Origin of the sequence: Ruegeria sp. HKCCD6119 (assembly GCF_013110585.1) — a bacterium.
Lineage (GTDB): Bacteria > Pseudomonadota > Alphaproteobacteria > Rhodobacterales > Rhodobacteraceae > Ruegeria.
Genome location: NZ_WVQV01000010.1, coordinates 74576 through 88847, shown reverse-complemented (window position 1 = coordinate 88847; position 14272 = coordinate 74576). Strand labels below are relative to the sequence as shown.

The window sequence follows — 14272 nt, the reverse complement described above, 5'->3', positions numbered from 1 at the left end:
GAAGCCGCGGCGGTTGTGGCATGTCATATGCACGAGGCGTCACTGCACACCGGTTGCCGAGGCACGTTGGCTCGGCAACCGGTTCAACTCCGGCATGTTCAGCGCGGGCAGGACGACGGCAATGAAACTGAACCGATGGGTGGCTCATTTCTTGCCCGGCGTTCCGTCGAACTTCTTCTCAAGCGATGTCCAGCAGTCGATATAGTCATCCTGCAACGGCGCTTCGGTGGCGGCAAACGAGGTCAGGTGCTGCGGGAAGCGGGTTTCGAACATGAACGACATTGTCTGGTCGAGCTTGTCCGGCCCCAGGTTCGAGTATGACGCCTTGTCGAAGGCCTCCCTGTCGGGGCCGTGTGGGATCATCATGTTGTGTAGGCTTGTGCCGCCGGGAACAAAGCCCTGCGGTTTCGCGTCGTACTGGCCGTAGATGTTGCCCATCAGCTCGGACATGATGTTCTTGTGGTACCACGGCGGGCGGAACGTGTCTTCCATCACCATCCAGCGTTCACGGAACAGGACAAAGTCGATATTGGCCGTACCGGGCTGGCCGGACGGAGCCGTCAGAACTGTAAAGATCGACGGGTCGGGGTGGTCAAACAGGATCGCGCCGACGGGGCAATAGTTGCGCAGGTCGTATTTGTAGGGCGCATAGTTGCCGTGCCATGCCACGACATCCAGCGGGCTGTGGCCGATCTTGGTTGTGTGGAATTGCCCGCACCATTTGATTGTCACGGTAGAAGGGGTTTCACGATCCTCATAAGCGGCCACCGGCGCCTTGAAGTCGCGCGGGTTGGCCATGCAGTTGGCACCGATTGGTCCGCGACCCGGCAGTTCAAACTTCTGACCGTAATTCTCGCAGACAAAGCCGCGCGCAGGGCCTTCCAGAACCTCGACCCGGTACAGCAAACCGCGTGGAATGATAGCGATCTCCTTGGGTTCCAGGTCGATGATTCCCAATTCCGTCGCAAATCGCAGGCGTCCTTCCTGTGGCACAACCAGCAATTCGGAATCAGCCGAAAAGAAATAGTCATCCACCATGGATTCCGTGACCAGATAGATGTGGCTTGCCATGCCGACCTGCGTGTTCACGTCACCTGCGGTCGTCATGGTCCGCATACCCGTCATCCAGTTCAGACCTTCATCGGAATGCGGGATAGGATCCCAGCGGTATTGTCCAAGGCTGATTACATCCGGATCAATGCAGGGGGCCGATTTCCAGTAGGGAAGATCGATTTTTTCATAACGGTGTGAGTGCTTTACCGATGGGCGAATTCGATAGCACCAGGTGCGCTCGGGCGGGTTGGCGGTAAAGGCGGTGCCGCTCAGCTGCTCTCCGTAAAGACCATAGTTGCACCGTTGCGGGCTGTTCATGCCTTGCGGCAGGGCCTCGGGCAGGGCCTCGGTTTCAAAGTCATTTCCAAAGCCAGGCATATAGCCTGCATGAGTTCCGACAGGCGTCGCAGCCTGTGTCAGCGTATGCGGATCAGTCGGACGATTCATTGCGTTTTCCTCCGTTTGCTGCTTGTCGGGTAATAGTTGATTTTGTAACTAACAAGCATGACACACGATGAATCCGAAAAAAATGATGACTTTTATCTGCAAAATTTTCTGCCCTTCCTGCTGAATCAGGCGGCCGAACGGGCTTCGCTAGAGTTTCAGGCAGTTTACAAGGGCCGCTATGGGATGCTCAGAACCGAATGGCGGGTATTGTTCCATCTGGGTTTGTTTGGCGAGATGACCGCCAAAGAAATCGGCGAGCGCGCCAGAATGCACAAAACCAAAATCAGCCGTGCTGTCGCCAAGCTGGAACAGCGTCGATACCTGAAACGTACACGGGACGAAGCGGATCGGCGGGCGGAATGGTTGACACTAACACCAGCAGGGCAAGCTGTGTATCGTGACCTGCGCGGCGTTGCTGCCAACTACGATGCGAAACTGTCAGGCCTGTTCAAACCGGAAGAGGCCGCGTTGTTGCGACAAATGCTGCAAAGGTTGGCTGGTTTGGACTGACCTATGGCAATTGACGCGGCCTGCCCCCAAATGGGGATCATACTTGATACGGACAACAAAATGACATTGCCAGATTCCGCTTCAGTTTTCTCACATTCCCTGATCGAATGGCTGGTCAGCAAGGGGCTGGAGGGCGCCGGGCAAGAAGAGCTGTTGGAAGGGTTTTGTGCCCGATTGGTGGAAATGGGTATTCCGTTGATGCGCTTTCATGCGGCGCAGTCGACTCTGCATCCAGTTTACGGAGGTACCGGTTACAGCTGGTACAACGGCGCGGGCGGTGAATCCGAGAAATTTGAGTTCACGGAAACGCCCAGCGAAGTTTGGCAGCAAAGCCCACTCTATACGCTGCTGAACGGTGATCTGGATGAAATCCGGGTCAAACTGGTCGACCATAATGAACCCAGCCGCTTTCCCTTGTTGAATGATCTGCGTGAAATCGGAGCGACCGATTATTATGCCACCGGCCTGTCATATGAAGGGGCCAGACAACTGCGCCCCGACGGTACGAAAAAGGTCAGCGATGGTGTTCTGATGTCCTGGACCAGCGACGCACCGAACGGATTCGAAGACAGCGATCTGAACCAAATACAAACTGTACTGCCGCATCTGGGGCTGGCGCTCAAATCCGCCAAGAACCAGGAACTGGCCAAGGATTTGATGCGGGTTTATCTGGGGCGGGATGCCGGTCGCCGGGTTCTGTCGGGTGAAATTCGGCGTGGGTCTTTGCAGCAAATCGACGCTGTGATCTGGAATTTCGACCTCGAAGGCTTCACCACGCTGTCCGAAGACCTGCCGGGGCATGAGATCATCGACATGCTGAACGACTATCTGGCCGTCGCCGTGGGTGTGGTGCATGACAAGGGCGGCAACATCCTGAAATTCATGGGTGACGGCCTGATGGCAATGTTCGATGTCGGAGAGATCGACGAAGACGCCCGTGCCGCGCTTGAGGCCGTGCCCTTATTGCAGTCCCGCATGGATGAACTGAACGCAAGGCGCCGCGCGCAGGGTCTGCCGGTGGCCAACTATACGCTGGCCTTGCATTCGGGCGAGATTCTCTATGGCAATATCGGGTCCGAGACCCGGCTGGACTTCACGGTGATCGGCCCGGCTGTCAACCAGGCCGCCCGCATTGCGGGAATGCACCGGTCTTTGGGTCAGAGGATCCTGATCTCGGATGATGTCGCCCGCGCTGCACAGCCCTGCGCGCAGGAGCTTGTCTCGGTCGGTCGCTACATGCTGCGCGGGGTGAATGAACCAAAAGAGCTGTTTACGGTGTACAGCCCCGGCGGGCCATCGGAAACCAATTGAAACTGCGGCTATTCCTTCCAGCGGTGCCGAAGCTGAAAGACGTGATGGAACGCCTTTAACCCGCCGGGATTGATCGGATAATCGCGTATGTTGTGGATTTGAGCCAGTATCTGGTTCGAACCCAGATCCACCGATGCTGCACCGGGGACAAGCGACAGAACCTCACATAATTCTGATATCTGCCGGAAAAGGTGACCCAAGCCGGTTTTGGGTTTTGCCAGCTTTATTCCTGCTGCCATGAATCCATGCCGACTTGGGTCTTGCCAGTTTCAATCCATGTAGAACTCAGCCTCCGTTTGAGTTCGCCAGCGGCGGTTGAGCAAAGTCATTGGCTGGCGGTGTCAGGTCCGCGGCTCCGGTTCCGGGCATCAACTCGAACCCAAGATCAAACTGGTCCAGAGTCGAAGCCAATTGCGACACAACATCGGTGTTGCCCTCGGATTGAGCGGTTCCGTCCGCCAGCATATCGACAAGCTTGCTCTCTCCGGTCATGACTTTCTCCAGATCCGCTCTGTTCAAGACGATCGACAGGTCTGCGTCGGGTGCCTTTCGATCAACGATGTGGGTCAGCGTGGCGTTGCTCATCTCGACGACGATGTATTCATCCTGGTCCGGAATCGACAGGTTGATCGTGAATTCCATACCCGCCGCCTTTTCGCTGTTGACGCGGATGGCTATGAAATCAAGCCACATTGAGGTTTCCATCGCCCGGATCGTGTCAGGGCCAGTGGTTTCGATAGTTGCACCTTGCGGGATGCCGTTGCGCAATTCGTAAGCGGCACCAAGGAACGAGTTGCGAACCGAAGGGCTTTCTTTTTGATAGCCGATCTGCTCGAACGCATCAGCCAGCAGGTCCTTGGCTTGCTGATTTTCCGGTTCGGCATAGACCAGTTTGTTCAGGATCTCGGTTGCGTGCAAGTATTGCCCTGCGTCAATCAAGTCCTGCCCCTTGGACAGGATCGGATCGGCACCGCCCATCATCTCGACATACAGTGGTGCGCTGTCCTGGGGCGACAGAGGCGTCAAGGTGGTCGGGTTCGCATCCCAATACCCAAGATACCGGTTGATCACTGCCCGGCTGTTATGTTCGACCGAGCCGTGATAGCTGCGCGCAGCCCATTGCTGCCGAAGACTTTCGGGGACCTCATAGACATTATGGACCTCATTGATGGTCACACCCTTGTTAGCCAGATTCAACACTCCGTTGTTGAGGTTGGCGTAGGTGTCGCGCTGTGCACGCATGACCTCTTGAATGCGATCATTGCCGAAACGCGGCCAGGAATGCGAAGCGAACATCAACTCAGCTTCCTGCCCGAACTCATAAAGCGCGTCATTGATATGCTTCGACCAGCTGAGCGCATCGCGGACCAGCGCGCCGCGCAGGGTATAGATGTTGTGGATCGTGCCGGTGATGTTTTCCGCAGCCCAGAACGCCTTGAGGTCGGGGAAATAGGTGTTCATCTCGGCAGGGGCTTCGGTGCCAGGCGTATTCTGGAAGATCATGCGCACACCGTCGATGGTGATCTCTTCATAATCGTCCGAGACATAGCGGGTCGGCTCGATCAAGCCGGTGGTTCCGGCCGAGATGTTCTTGCCGATCGACTGATCCACATGACCATGCGGATCGCGCGGCAGCAAAACACCGTATTGGAAGAACAGACGGCGGTTCATCACGTTTCCTGCATAGACGTTCTCGGACACTGCATGTTCCATGAACCCTTCGGGTGCGATGACCTCGACCCCATTGGCCACATCTTCATCGATGATGACACCACGGACACCGCCGTAATGGTCGGCATGTGAGTGCGAATAGACAACCGCCTTGACCGGCAACTCGCCTACCGTGTCATTCAACAGTTTCAACGCCGCCGCCGCCGTTTCCTTCGATGCCAGTGGATCGAAGATGATCCAGCCGGTCTCGCCGCGGATGAACGAGATGTTCGACAGATCGAAGCCGCGCACCTGATAGATCTTGCCTTCCAGAATCTCGTAAAGACCATAGTTCATGTTCAGGATCGCCTGACGTTGCAGCGAGGGATGGATCGAGTCGAAATCCTGCCCTTCTTCCAACAGGAAGTCATAGCTGCCGATGTCCCACGCGACAGTGCCGTCTTCGGTCTTGATTTGGCGATAATCCGGAACGGCGATCAGACCTTTGCGGCTTTCTTCAAAATCGCGCTGATCGTCAAATGGTAGAGAGTCGCGCATCTGCTCCTGAAATTCGACCGTGAATTTCGATGGCATCTTGCCCTTGGGGTCAAAGTGATCCTGCGCGACCGCGGCACCAGCCGTCAAAATCGAAAGCGCGGTAGAGAAAAAAAGTGTATGTCGGCGTGCCATGTTCAAACGGTTCCTGTCGAGTTGAATGCAAATAACGAAAGCGACAAGGAAGCAGCAATAAAATCACACCACTAGGGAAAATCAGACCGTCCGCACGGGACGGTAGCTGTTTTGAACACAAATGCCACTTCCTTGAGGCTCCGGCGCCTGCCTGCGTGGCAAACTGCACGTTCCTGCTAACCTGAGAAAAAGATCAGTGAAGTGCGAACATGTTGCCACCCGAGTTCAATCCCATGTATGAACGTTCCCGTAGCTCTCTGAGTGCTTAATTTATAGGAACTTTTTACGGGACCGGGATTCTTCAGTTGGGCTTTTCGGAAAATGACATTCGGGCGCAGTTGCACCGCCTTTTGAAGCATCAAGATTTCACCGCCACACCCCAGCGCCGCGCTTTTCTGTCTTATATCGTGGATGAGTATCTGGCCGGGCGCGCGGACCAAATCAAAGGCGTGTCCATCGCCATGTCCGTTTTCGGCCGGGATGAAACCTTCGATCAGCAAATTGATCCGATTGTCAGGCTTGAAGCGAGGCGACTGCGTCAAGATATAGACGGCTACTATGCTGGGCCCGGCCGATCAGATCCCATTCGATTGACCATTCCCAAGGGCGGCTATGCCCCAAGGTTTGAAAGCGTTGCCCCCCCGGCGGAACCAGTACCGGCACAGCCTGCGCCCCCTCATGTTTCCGGCTTCGGCCCCCGGCGATTTTTCAGGGCTGGGTTGGCTGTTTTCGGGGCTTTGGTGCTTTGCGCCTTGATCTGGGTTTCTTTTTTTGCGTCGTCCACAAAAACGGCTCAGCTCTCGGTTCAACCGTTGCCGCAGGGTCCTGTGGTTGCGGTACTGCCATTCGACACTCTGGGTGAGGGGCCAAGCTATTTCGCCGATGGCATTACTCAGCAACTGACCAGCGAGCTGGTCCGGTTTCGTGATATTTGGGTTCTCCCTTTGGGCAGCGTGCGGAGGTTTTCGCAAGGGGGCACGGATTCACAAGCTTTGCGCGCAGAGTTCGACGCGGATTTCGCGCTGGAAGGCAGTGTCATGGACATGGGCGACACGGTAGAATTGTCTGCCCGTCTCATAGACCTCAAGAGCCAGCGCTACATCTGGGTTCACGAATACAAGGTTGGCAGCTCACCCAGTGACATCTATGCCGCGCAAGACATGGTCATACAGGATGTGATCGGAAAACTTGCGGGTAAATACGGTGTTCTTACGCAAGACGCGATGAAGAAGGCGGCGCGCACCCCACCCGGAAACCGTGATGCCCTTGACTGCGTGTTGAGTTACTACAGCTATCAGGTCACAATCGATCTTGATCGGCACCACGCAATCAAGGCCTGTATCCTGAGAGCGCTTGAACAAAACCCCGACTATGCCGAAGCGTGGGCAGTACTGTCCAACCTGTATCTTCAACAAGTCCGGTTTAGTCTTGGCGGAGACCGCCAAGATCTTTTTGCCGCCGCGGATGCGGCTGCGCGTCGGGCGGTGGAGATTGATCCAAATTTGGCTGCCGGGCATTTGATGCTGGCCAACATGCGCTTTGTTCTTGGCGATATTCAGGGGTTTCGCCAGGCGGGTCAGGTCGCAATTGATCTGAGCCCGAATGACACGGCTGTTCTGGCGCATTACGGAATGAGATTGGCCTTCAGTGGCGAATGGGACGAAGGGCTGACCTTCGTGGAACGGGCCATCGCCCTGAACCCGGTCCATCCGCACTGGTATCGTTTCCCGCGTGTCATTTATGAGTTCGATCAGGGAAACCACCAGCGGGCCCTGACAATTCTGGATCAAATCGACATGCCGAACTTCTTTTGGACGCATCTGTGGGGGGCTGCCTTGAATGGTGAGTTGGGGAATCAAGAAGCGGCCCAGGCGTCATTGAATGAACTGCGGACGCTACAGCCAAATTTCGCATCAAAGGCGCGGGACATTTTTTCAATCTGGCAATTCGATGACTCGTTTCAGAGGAAACTGATGAACAGTCTTCGTAAAGCCGGCCTGCAAGCCGAAGCTTGACGACATCTGACCGAAGGAAATCTTCGAAGCCGGGAATTCTGAATGCCGTCGCCCTCGAGCCGTGCCGAGGTGTCGGCGGCGGGCTCGACCGTCACGTCGCCGAAGATCAGCCGCAGCTGACCGCCCGGCTTTCACCGCATCCGGCCACCGACGAAGCCCGCTCTCGGAGATCCCTTCGCCATGCGATCCGGGAAATGCAGTCTGAGCATCCAACGCAAAACGTACTCTCCGTCATGAGATAGACATCGCCTCGCGGGCCGGCCGGGGCGAGCAGTGTGACGCTCAGCCGCCGCGCAGCTCACTTTGTCGGCATGGCGGTCGCCGGGACAGCTGATCAGAAATCAATCTCTACACCCGGCAGGTTCAGCTCTTTCATCATGTCACGCAATTCCTGCCGGGCGGCGATGTTCGAGATGTTCAGCTGTTTGACGCCTATGTCCTTCAGGTCCAACAGGGTCAGGCCGCGCGGGAACAGTTCGCGAAAGATAACCCTCTCGGAAAAGCCCGAGGCGACGCGGAAGCCGATGCGCTGGGACAGCATTTCGATCGCGCGTTGCATCTTTTCCTTGTTGACCATGCGCTGCGTACCGACCCGGTTGCGGACAACGACCCAGTCGATCGGCTTCAGCCCCGCCTGTGCCCGCAGTTGACGAGCGTTCCAGACCATTTCGGAATAGACGGACGGGCCAAGGATTTTTTCGCCCTTCGAGTCGATCCGCGCCAAAAGGTCGAAGTCAATGAAGCTGTCGTTCAACGGGGTGATCAGGGTGTCGGCCAGCGAATGCGCCACCTGACTCAGACGGGTGTGAGACCCCGGGCAGTCGATCAGAATAAAGTCGCTGTCGCTTTCCAGCTGGGATACGGCAGCAGACAGGCGATGGTCATAGATGTTCTCGCCCGGTTTCAACGTTGCGGCATCGATCTCGGGCAGGTCGTGATGGCGCGGGCTGGGAAGGGTCAGGTCCGAGCTCTTGAGGAAGTTGTTGCGGTTCTCGAAGTATCGTCCCAGACTGCGCTGACGCAGATCCAGATCCAACGTGCTGACCTTGTGTCCCAATCGGGCCAGCGCGGTCGCCACATGCATCGACACGGTCGATTTGCCTGCGCCACCCTTTTCGTTCCCGACCACAATGATATGTGCCATGCTTGTATTCCCAAGTCCCGCCGTGCTTCACTACACGTTGTTGTCAGCCACTATATGTTGCGTCGGCGGCGAAGGAAAGAACCTCAAGCGGCGCTTTCGGGCAATATCAGACTCTATTCGGGAAAACCTAACGCTGCGCACGGGTTACACAGAGCGCTTGCCATTGCAATGGCACTGATTCACTGTCGACAAACGGTTTCGGCAAGGAGATTTTTGCTTGGAGCACCTGTTCCTGAACGTTTTGAACGTGGTTCTGCCTGTCCTGATCTGCGCTGGTATTGGCTATGTTCTTGCCGTGATTCAGGCGCCTTTCGACAACAAGGTCATTGGCGGGATCGTCTCAAAAGTCGGCTATCCGACATTGATCATTTCTCATCTGTCGAGCACCAAACTGGCCGTGGGCACGTTTCTTGACATGATGACCGCCGCTGCCCTTGCGGTGGCCGGTTTCGGGGTGTTGGGGTATGTCGGGCTCAAGGTTCTTCGCTTGCCGGTGAGGGCCTTTCTGACGCCGTTGATGCACGGGAATGTCGGCAACATCGGCCTGCCAATCACTTTGCTGGCGCTGGGCGATGCAGGTATGGCCTATACCATGGCGTTCGTGGTGGTTGTGCTGATCAGCATCTTCACCGTCGGCATGTGGATCCCGGCCGGAGAATTCTCGCCCAGGAAACTGGCGACGTCCCCGATTATATATGCCGTGGGCCTCGCCCTGATCCTGATGGCAACGGGGCAGAGCCTGCCGCAACCGGTCGCAAAGTCCTTTGACATCTTGGGTGGATTGTCCATCCCGCTCATGCTGCTGACCCTGGGGCATACGCTCGCGACGCTGCGTGTGAAAAGCCTGGGTCGCGCGGTTCTGCTAACGGCCCTGCATCTGGCGATGGCGGTTGCAATTGCCAGTGTTCTGATCTGGTTGTTTGGTTTCACGGGAACCGAGCGGGGTGCGCTGATCCTGTGTTGCCTGATGCCTTCTTCCGTGGCGACTTATCTGTTTATCGACCAGCATGTTCCGGAATACGGGCCGGATGTGGCGGGGTTCATTCTTGTCTCGACGCTCGGTACTGTGCTGGTGCTGCCCGTTGCGCTGTCTTACTGGATCTGACGCAACTCTATGCGCAGGGCCAGAAATCGTTAAACTGATGATGATTGTATTTAACATTCTTGGTCAGTGGGTGTTTTATGGCCGATGAGAGCTCGGCAAGTGTATCTCCGCAGTCCCGCGCCCGCGTGGTGCTGGCCATGACGGCCATCTGCATGATGGTCGTGGGGTTCAACACCACCGCTGTGTCCACCATATTGCCCAATCTCAGGGCCGAGTTCGATTTGACCCCGTCGGGTTTGCAATGGGTGATGGCCACTTATTCCGTGACCAGCGCCACACTTGTCTGCATCGTCAGCCGGCTGGGTGACATTACCGGCAAGATGGGCGTGTTCTTTTTTGGCATGATCGTCTTTGCAATCGGGTCTGCCTTTGCCCTGTTGGCGCAGGATGGGGCGATGCTGCTTATCGGGCGCGGCGCGCAAGGCGCGGGCGCGGCTGCTTTGTTCGGCACGTCCCTGTCACTGTTGACGGCGGCCACGCCTGAAGAGCAGCGCGCCAGCGTTACCGGCGTCTGGGGGGCGATTGTCGGTCTGGCGATCGGTGTCGGGCCCATCGTCGGTGGCGCTTTCGGCCACTATGTCAGCTGGCGCGCCGTCTTTGCAGCCGACCTGGTTCTGCTGGCTGTGGCCTTTGCCATCGGGCTGCATGTCAGCAAACGGAAATACGTTCCCGATACCCGCCTTGCCGGGGCAAAGTTCGATTATGCGGGGGCCGTTGCCATTCTGTTTTTCCTCGGGCCATTGTCCTTTGCGCTCAGCAACGGGGAAAGCGGCGGGTGGACTTCGCCTTTGACACTGGTGCCCCTGGTCGTGGCGGCCGTGTCGACAATTGCCCTTGTCATCGTATCCCGCCGCAGCGACGATCCTTTGATCGAGCTTCGGTACTTTCGCCATCCGCGTTATCTGATGGCTGCGGCGGGGATGTTCTTTACTGGCTTCACGCTGTTCTGCTTCTTCGTCTATTTCAATACATTCGTCCAATCGCCCGATGCCTTTGGGTATTCGTCCATCGGTGCGGGGCTGGCGATCATGCCGCTCAGCCTCAGCATGTTTTTGATATCGGCCACCGCACCCCGCTTTCTTGCCCCCTACAGCTTTCAATGGCCGATCGCCATTGGCCTGGGGGCGATGGCCTGCGGGTTCCTGCTGCTGATGGCAACAACGAACACAACGCAGTTTTCCGAAATCTGGTGGAAGCTGCTGATCGTCGGTGTCGGGTTGGGCATCTGCTTTTCGCTGTTGCCACGTCTGGGTCTGCGCCTGCTGCCCGAGCAGCATGTGGGGCAGGGTTCTGGGGTCATCAACGCCTGTCTCTACTTCGGAGCAACCCTTGGTGCCGTGGTGGGCGGTCTGGCTGAAGCGATTACCAGACGCCGAGGTCTGTCCGAGGTGATCGACGCGTTGCCTGCCGGGTCAACCCAGCGCGAGAATCTGGCCCATGCGCTGACACACGGAACGCCGAACCAGATACAGCAATTGATATCGGGGATGGATCCGACTGCGGGAGACACATTGGCGAAGGCCCTGCGGGATGTGCAGGACAACGCCTTTGACAATGCCATGTTAGTTGCCGCGATTGCGGCACTGGTCGGAATGACTCTGGCGCTGATGTTGTTGCGCGGGCCGGTTCCCCCTGTACACAGTGCGGCGGAATTGACCCGCAATCCGCGACAACCAAGCCCCTAACCGCCGAGGTAAACCCCTTTCTGCGGGCGAAAGAAGACCTTCTGATCGTGTAGCTTGCCCAGAAGTTCGTGAATGCGCCTCAACGTGTCTTCCCGGTCGGTCCTGCTGTCCTCTGGTTCATCCGAAGCAACATGTGACAACGAAGCGATCGAGTCGCGCAACGCCGTTTCAATCAGATCCATATCATCGACTGAAAGCTCGATCATGTCATTGTACTGGGGCATGTCCGGATCTCCGTGGAAGCTGAGTGTTGGTTAACCGGAGTGTAGCATCCCTGGGCCTTTGCCAAAACGCATCTTGTTCGGTTAGTCCGGTTTCGCGTCCATAAGACACATGGAAGCTTCCAACAAAAAAGGCCGCCCCCAAGGGACGGCCTTTCGAAATCGAAACCGGTCAGACTTAGAAGCCCAGACCTTCGTATTTCTTTTTGAACTTCGACACGCGGCCGCCGGCGTCCATCAGGCGCGACGAACCACCAGTCCATGCAGGGTGCACGGAGGGGTCGATTTCCAGAGCCAGCTGGTCGCCTTCGGCGCCCCAGGTGGATTTCATCTGAACCACGGTGCCATCGGTCATTTTGACGTCGATGACGTGATAATCGGGATGGATGTCTTTTTTCATCTTTCCGTTCCTTACGCTTCGGCGCCAGTCTTGGGCTTGTAGTTCGTGACCTCTGCGATACGTGCGGATTTACCGCGGCGGGTGCGCAGATAGTACAGTTTGGCGCGACGAACGCGGCCACGGCGGACAACGGTGATGCTGTCGATGTTGGTCGAATACAGCGGGAACACACGCTCCACGCCTTCGCCGAACGAAATCTTGCGAACGGTGAACGAACCGGCAATGCCATTGCCGTTGTTGCGCGCGATGCAGACGCCTTCGTAGTTCTGCACACGGGTGCGCGACCCTTCGGTCACCTTATAGCCGACACGAATGGTGTCACCGGCCTTGAAGTCGGGGATGTCTTTCCCCAGGGCGGCAATCTGTTCCGCCTCAAGCTGTGCGATAAGATCCATCGCAGGTACTCCTATATGCTCGTGGTTGGCCCACGAAGTTTGGGCACGGCCTGAGAGCTCTTGGTCTTCACCGGGTCCTGCATGCAGCCCGCCAGAGGTCAGATCGAATGTTCCTTTGGTCTGGTTTGATCTGACACATCCCCGCCGAAGAAAGCCGGGCTTTAAGCCGAAAATCAAACCAAAACACCGGAGTCGCAGAATGCGGCACCGGATTGCGGTCGTTTAAGGGTATTGAGTGCCGGGATCAAGAACAAATCGTATGGCGAAGCAGTGGGAATCCGCCTTTCGAAAATCTCACCGTTGCCACAGCGGTCAGATCAGGCATTCTGAAGGAAATTGAAAGAGCAGAAATTTCAGACAGGATCCCATGATGCGAATTGCACTTATGCTGACGATTGCAGCCGCTTTGCTTATGTCGTGCGGACGCGGCGGCCCGAAACCGCAGGTCGTGGAGCCCACGCCGGGCGTGGACAGGACGGCACCGTCCGCAATCTATCCTGATTTTGGGGACGCCGATCCGCATGAGTGGGAAGGCCGTCACCCTGGCTTGTATCCGATCCACGGGCTTGACGTCTCGCGCTGGCAGGGACCGATAGACTGGCGTACGGCCAAAGCTTCGGGCGTAAGCTTTGCATTTCTGAAAGCAACCGAAGGCGGCGATGTGGCGGATCCATTGTTCGACGACCACAGGCGCGGTGCTCAGGCAGCGGGCGTGCCGTGGGGGGCTTATCATTACTATTATTTCTGCCGATCGGCCCAGGAACAGGCGCGTTGGTTCATTCAGAACGTCCCGAAAGGGGCAGATCTGCCGCATGTTCTTGACATGGAGTGGACGCCGCATTCCAAGACCTGCACGTTGCGGCCCGATGGCAGAACCGTCCGCGCCGAAGCGCAGCGCTTTCTGGACATTCTCGAACGGCATTATGGCCGGCGTCCCATCGTCTATACGACAGTGGATTTCTTTGCGGATACGGATATCGGGCGTTTGCCCAAAACCGAGTTCTGGTTGCGATCCGTCGCAGGCCATCCGCGTCAGGTCTATCCCCGCACAGTCTGGCGGTTTTGGCAATACACCGGCACCGGGCTGGTGCCGGGGGTTCAGGGCAGGGTGGACATCAACACGTTCAACGGCACCCCAGAAACTTGGGCCAGCTGGAAAGCGCGCCGCTAGTTTTTGGCTGTTCCGTAGGTTTCGATAGTGCCGCCCCCGACCAGGTGGTCCAGCCGCCGTTCGCGTTCATCACCAAAGGCGTTGCGCACCCAGAACGATTCACCCGCGGTCAGTTCGCGCCGCTCGAAACCGCGTGCGCGCAAGCAGCGATCAACCTGATCGATTTCGCCCTGTTGGCGCAGCTCGTCCTGAAATGGCGCGGTGACCGCAGGCCCGATGATAATGCCCCAAAGCAGGATATTGGTTGCATAACCGCCAATTACGGCGCTGTTGCCGCCCTCGTCAGCTTCCTGAGAGCAGGAATCAACGGCAACCTTCGCAGAGTGCAGATTGTGACCGGCTTGCGTCGGAACGGACATCCCAAGCGGTTTGGTGGTACAGGCGGAGACAACCAGTAACGTGCCAAGCAATAGCTTTTTCATAATGCCTTCTATTTCACTTCTTATTACCCAAAAACCAATGGGGCATGGAAGTG

At 57.0% G+C, this 14272-nt stretch carries 14 protein-coding genes; 6 read left to right on the top strand and 8 right to left on the bottom strand.

Annotated features, from left to right (window positions below; translation table 11 throughout):
- Positions 1–144: 144 nt before the first annotated feature.
- Positions 145–1500, bottom strand: coding sequence for a homogentisate 1,2-dioxygenase (hmgA, locus tag GS611_RS17755; protein ID WP_171232726.1), 1356 nt, complete (start codon positions 1498–1500; stop codon positions 145–147).
- 57 nt (positions 1501–1557) lie between these two features.
- Here hmgA and GS611_RS17750 point away from each other — a divergent pair, with 57 nt between their 5' ends.
- Positions 1558–2010 carry a MarR family winged helix-turn-helix transcriptional regulator gene (locus GS611_RS17750; RefSeq protein WP_171120356.1) on the top strand — a complete coding sequence of 151 codons (453 nt, stop codon included), beginning with the start codon at positions 1558–1560 and terminating at the stop codon, positions 2008–2010.
- A gap of 60 nt (positions 2011–2070) precedes the next feature.
- A complete protein-coding gene (locus GS611_RS17745; RefSeq protein WP_171637654.1) occupies positions 2071–3321 on the top strand; it encodes an adenylate/guanylate cyclase domain-containing protein in 1251 nt (416 codons plus the stop codon).
- 8 nt (positions 3322–3329) lie between these two features.
- Here the strand turns inward: GS611_RS17745 and GS611_RS17740 are convergent, their stop codons facing one another.
- Entirely contained in the window at positions 3330–3560 is a 231-nt protein-coding gene (locus tag GS611_RS17740) for a hypothetical protein (RefSeq protein WP_171637652.1), read from the bottom strand.
- 46 nt (positions 3561–3606) lie between these two features.
- Entirely contained in the window at positions 3607–5661 is a 2055-nt protein-coding gene (locus tag GS611_RS17735) for an alkyl/aryl-sulfatase (protein WP_253285122.1), read from the bottom strand.
- A gap of 305 nt (positions 5662–5966) precedes the next feature.
- Between GS611_RS17735 and GS611_RS17730 the strand changes: the two genes are divergently transcribed.
- Positions 5967–7676, top strand: a complete 1710-nt coding sequence (locus GS611_RS17730) for a tetratricopeptide repeat protein (RefSeq protein WP_171637650.1) — start codon at positions 5967–5969, stop codon at positions 7674–7676.
- Between the two features lie 334 nt (positions 7677–8010).
- Here the strand turns inward: GS611_RS17730 and GS611_RS17725 are convergent, their stop codons facing one another.
- Positions 8011–8820, bottom strand: a complete 810-nt coding sequence (locus GS611_RS17725; protein ID WP_152457022.1) for a division plane positioning ATPase MipZ — start codon at positions 8818–8820, stop codon at positions 8011–8013.
- A gap of 217 nt (positions 8821–9037) precedes the next feature.
- Between GS611_RS17725 and GS611_RS17720 the strand changes: the two genes are divergently transcribed.
- Entirely contained in the window at positions 9038–9925 is an 888-nt protein-coding gene (locus GS611_RS17720) for an AEC family transporter (RefSeq protein WP_171637648.1), read from the top strand.
- A 77-nt stretch (positions 9926–10002) separates the two neighbouring features.
- Complete coding sequence (locus tag GS611_RS17715; RefSeq protein WP_171637646.1) at positions 10003–11610, top strand: MFS transporter; 1608 nt, start codon at positions 10003–10005, stop codon at positions 11608–11610.
- Here the strand turns inward: GS611_RS17715 and GS611_RS17710 are convergent.
- The 3 genes from GS611_RS17710 to rplS all read right to left on the bottom strand — a co-directional run bounded on the left by GS611_RS17710 (position 11607) and on the right by rplS (position 12626).
- Positions 11607–11834 (bottom strand): hypothetical protein, encoded by a 228-nt coding sequence (locus tag GS611_RS17710; protein WP_171637644.1) that lies wholly within the window; start codon positions 11832–11834, stop codon positions 11607–11609. The genes GS611_RS17715 and GS611_RS17710 overlap by 4 nt on opposite strands.
- A 175-nt stretch (positions 11835–12009) precedes the next feature.
- Positions 12010–12231 (bottom strand): 50S ribosomal protein L31, encoded by a 222-nt coding sequence (rpmE, locus tag GS611_RS17705; RefSeq protein ID WP_050605278.1) that lies wholly within the window; start codon positions 12229–12231, stop codon positions 12010–12012.
- Positions 12232–12242: 11 nt separating this feature from the next.
- The gene (gene rplS / locus GS611_RS17700; protein ID WP_171637643.1) at positions 12243–12626 is read right to left on the bottom strand and encodes a 50S ribosomal protein L19; all 384 of its coding nucleotides are present in this window, start codon (positions 12624–12626) and stop codon (positions 12243–12245) included.
- A gap of 370 nt (positions 12627–12996) precedes the next feature.
- On the opposite strand from rplS, the gene GS611_RS17695 reads away from it, so the two are divergent.
- Positions 12997–13797, top strand: a complete 801-nt coding sequence (locus tag GS611_RS17695; protein ID WP_171637641.1) for a GH25 family lysozyme — start codon at positions 12997–12999, stop codon at positions 13795–13797.
- Here GS611_RS17695 and GS611_RS17690 read toward each other — a convergent pair.
- Positions 13794–14219: a hypothetical protein gene (locus tag GS611_RS17690; protein ID WP_171637639.1), complete on the bottom strand. Its 426-nt coding sequence runs from the start codon at positions 14217–14219 to the stop codon at positions 13794–13796. The two genes, GS611_RS17695 and GS611_RS17690, sit on opposite strands and share 4 nt — an antisense overlap.
- Positions 14220–14272 lie beyond the last annotated feature (53 nt).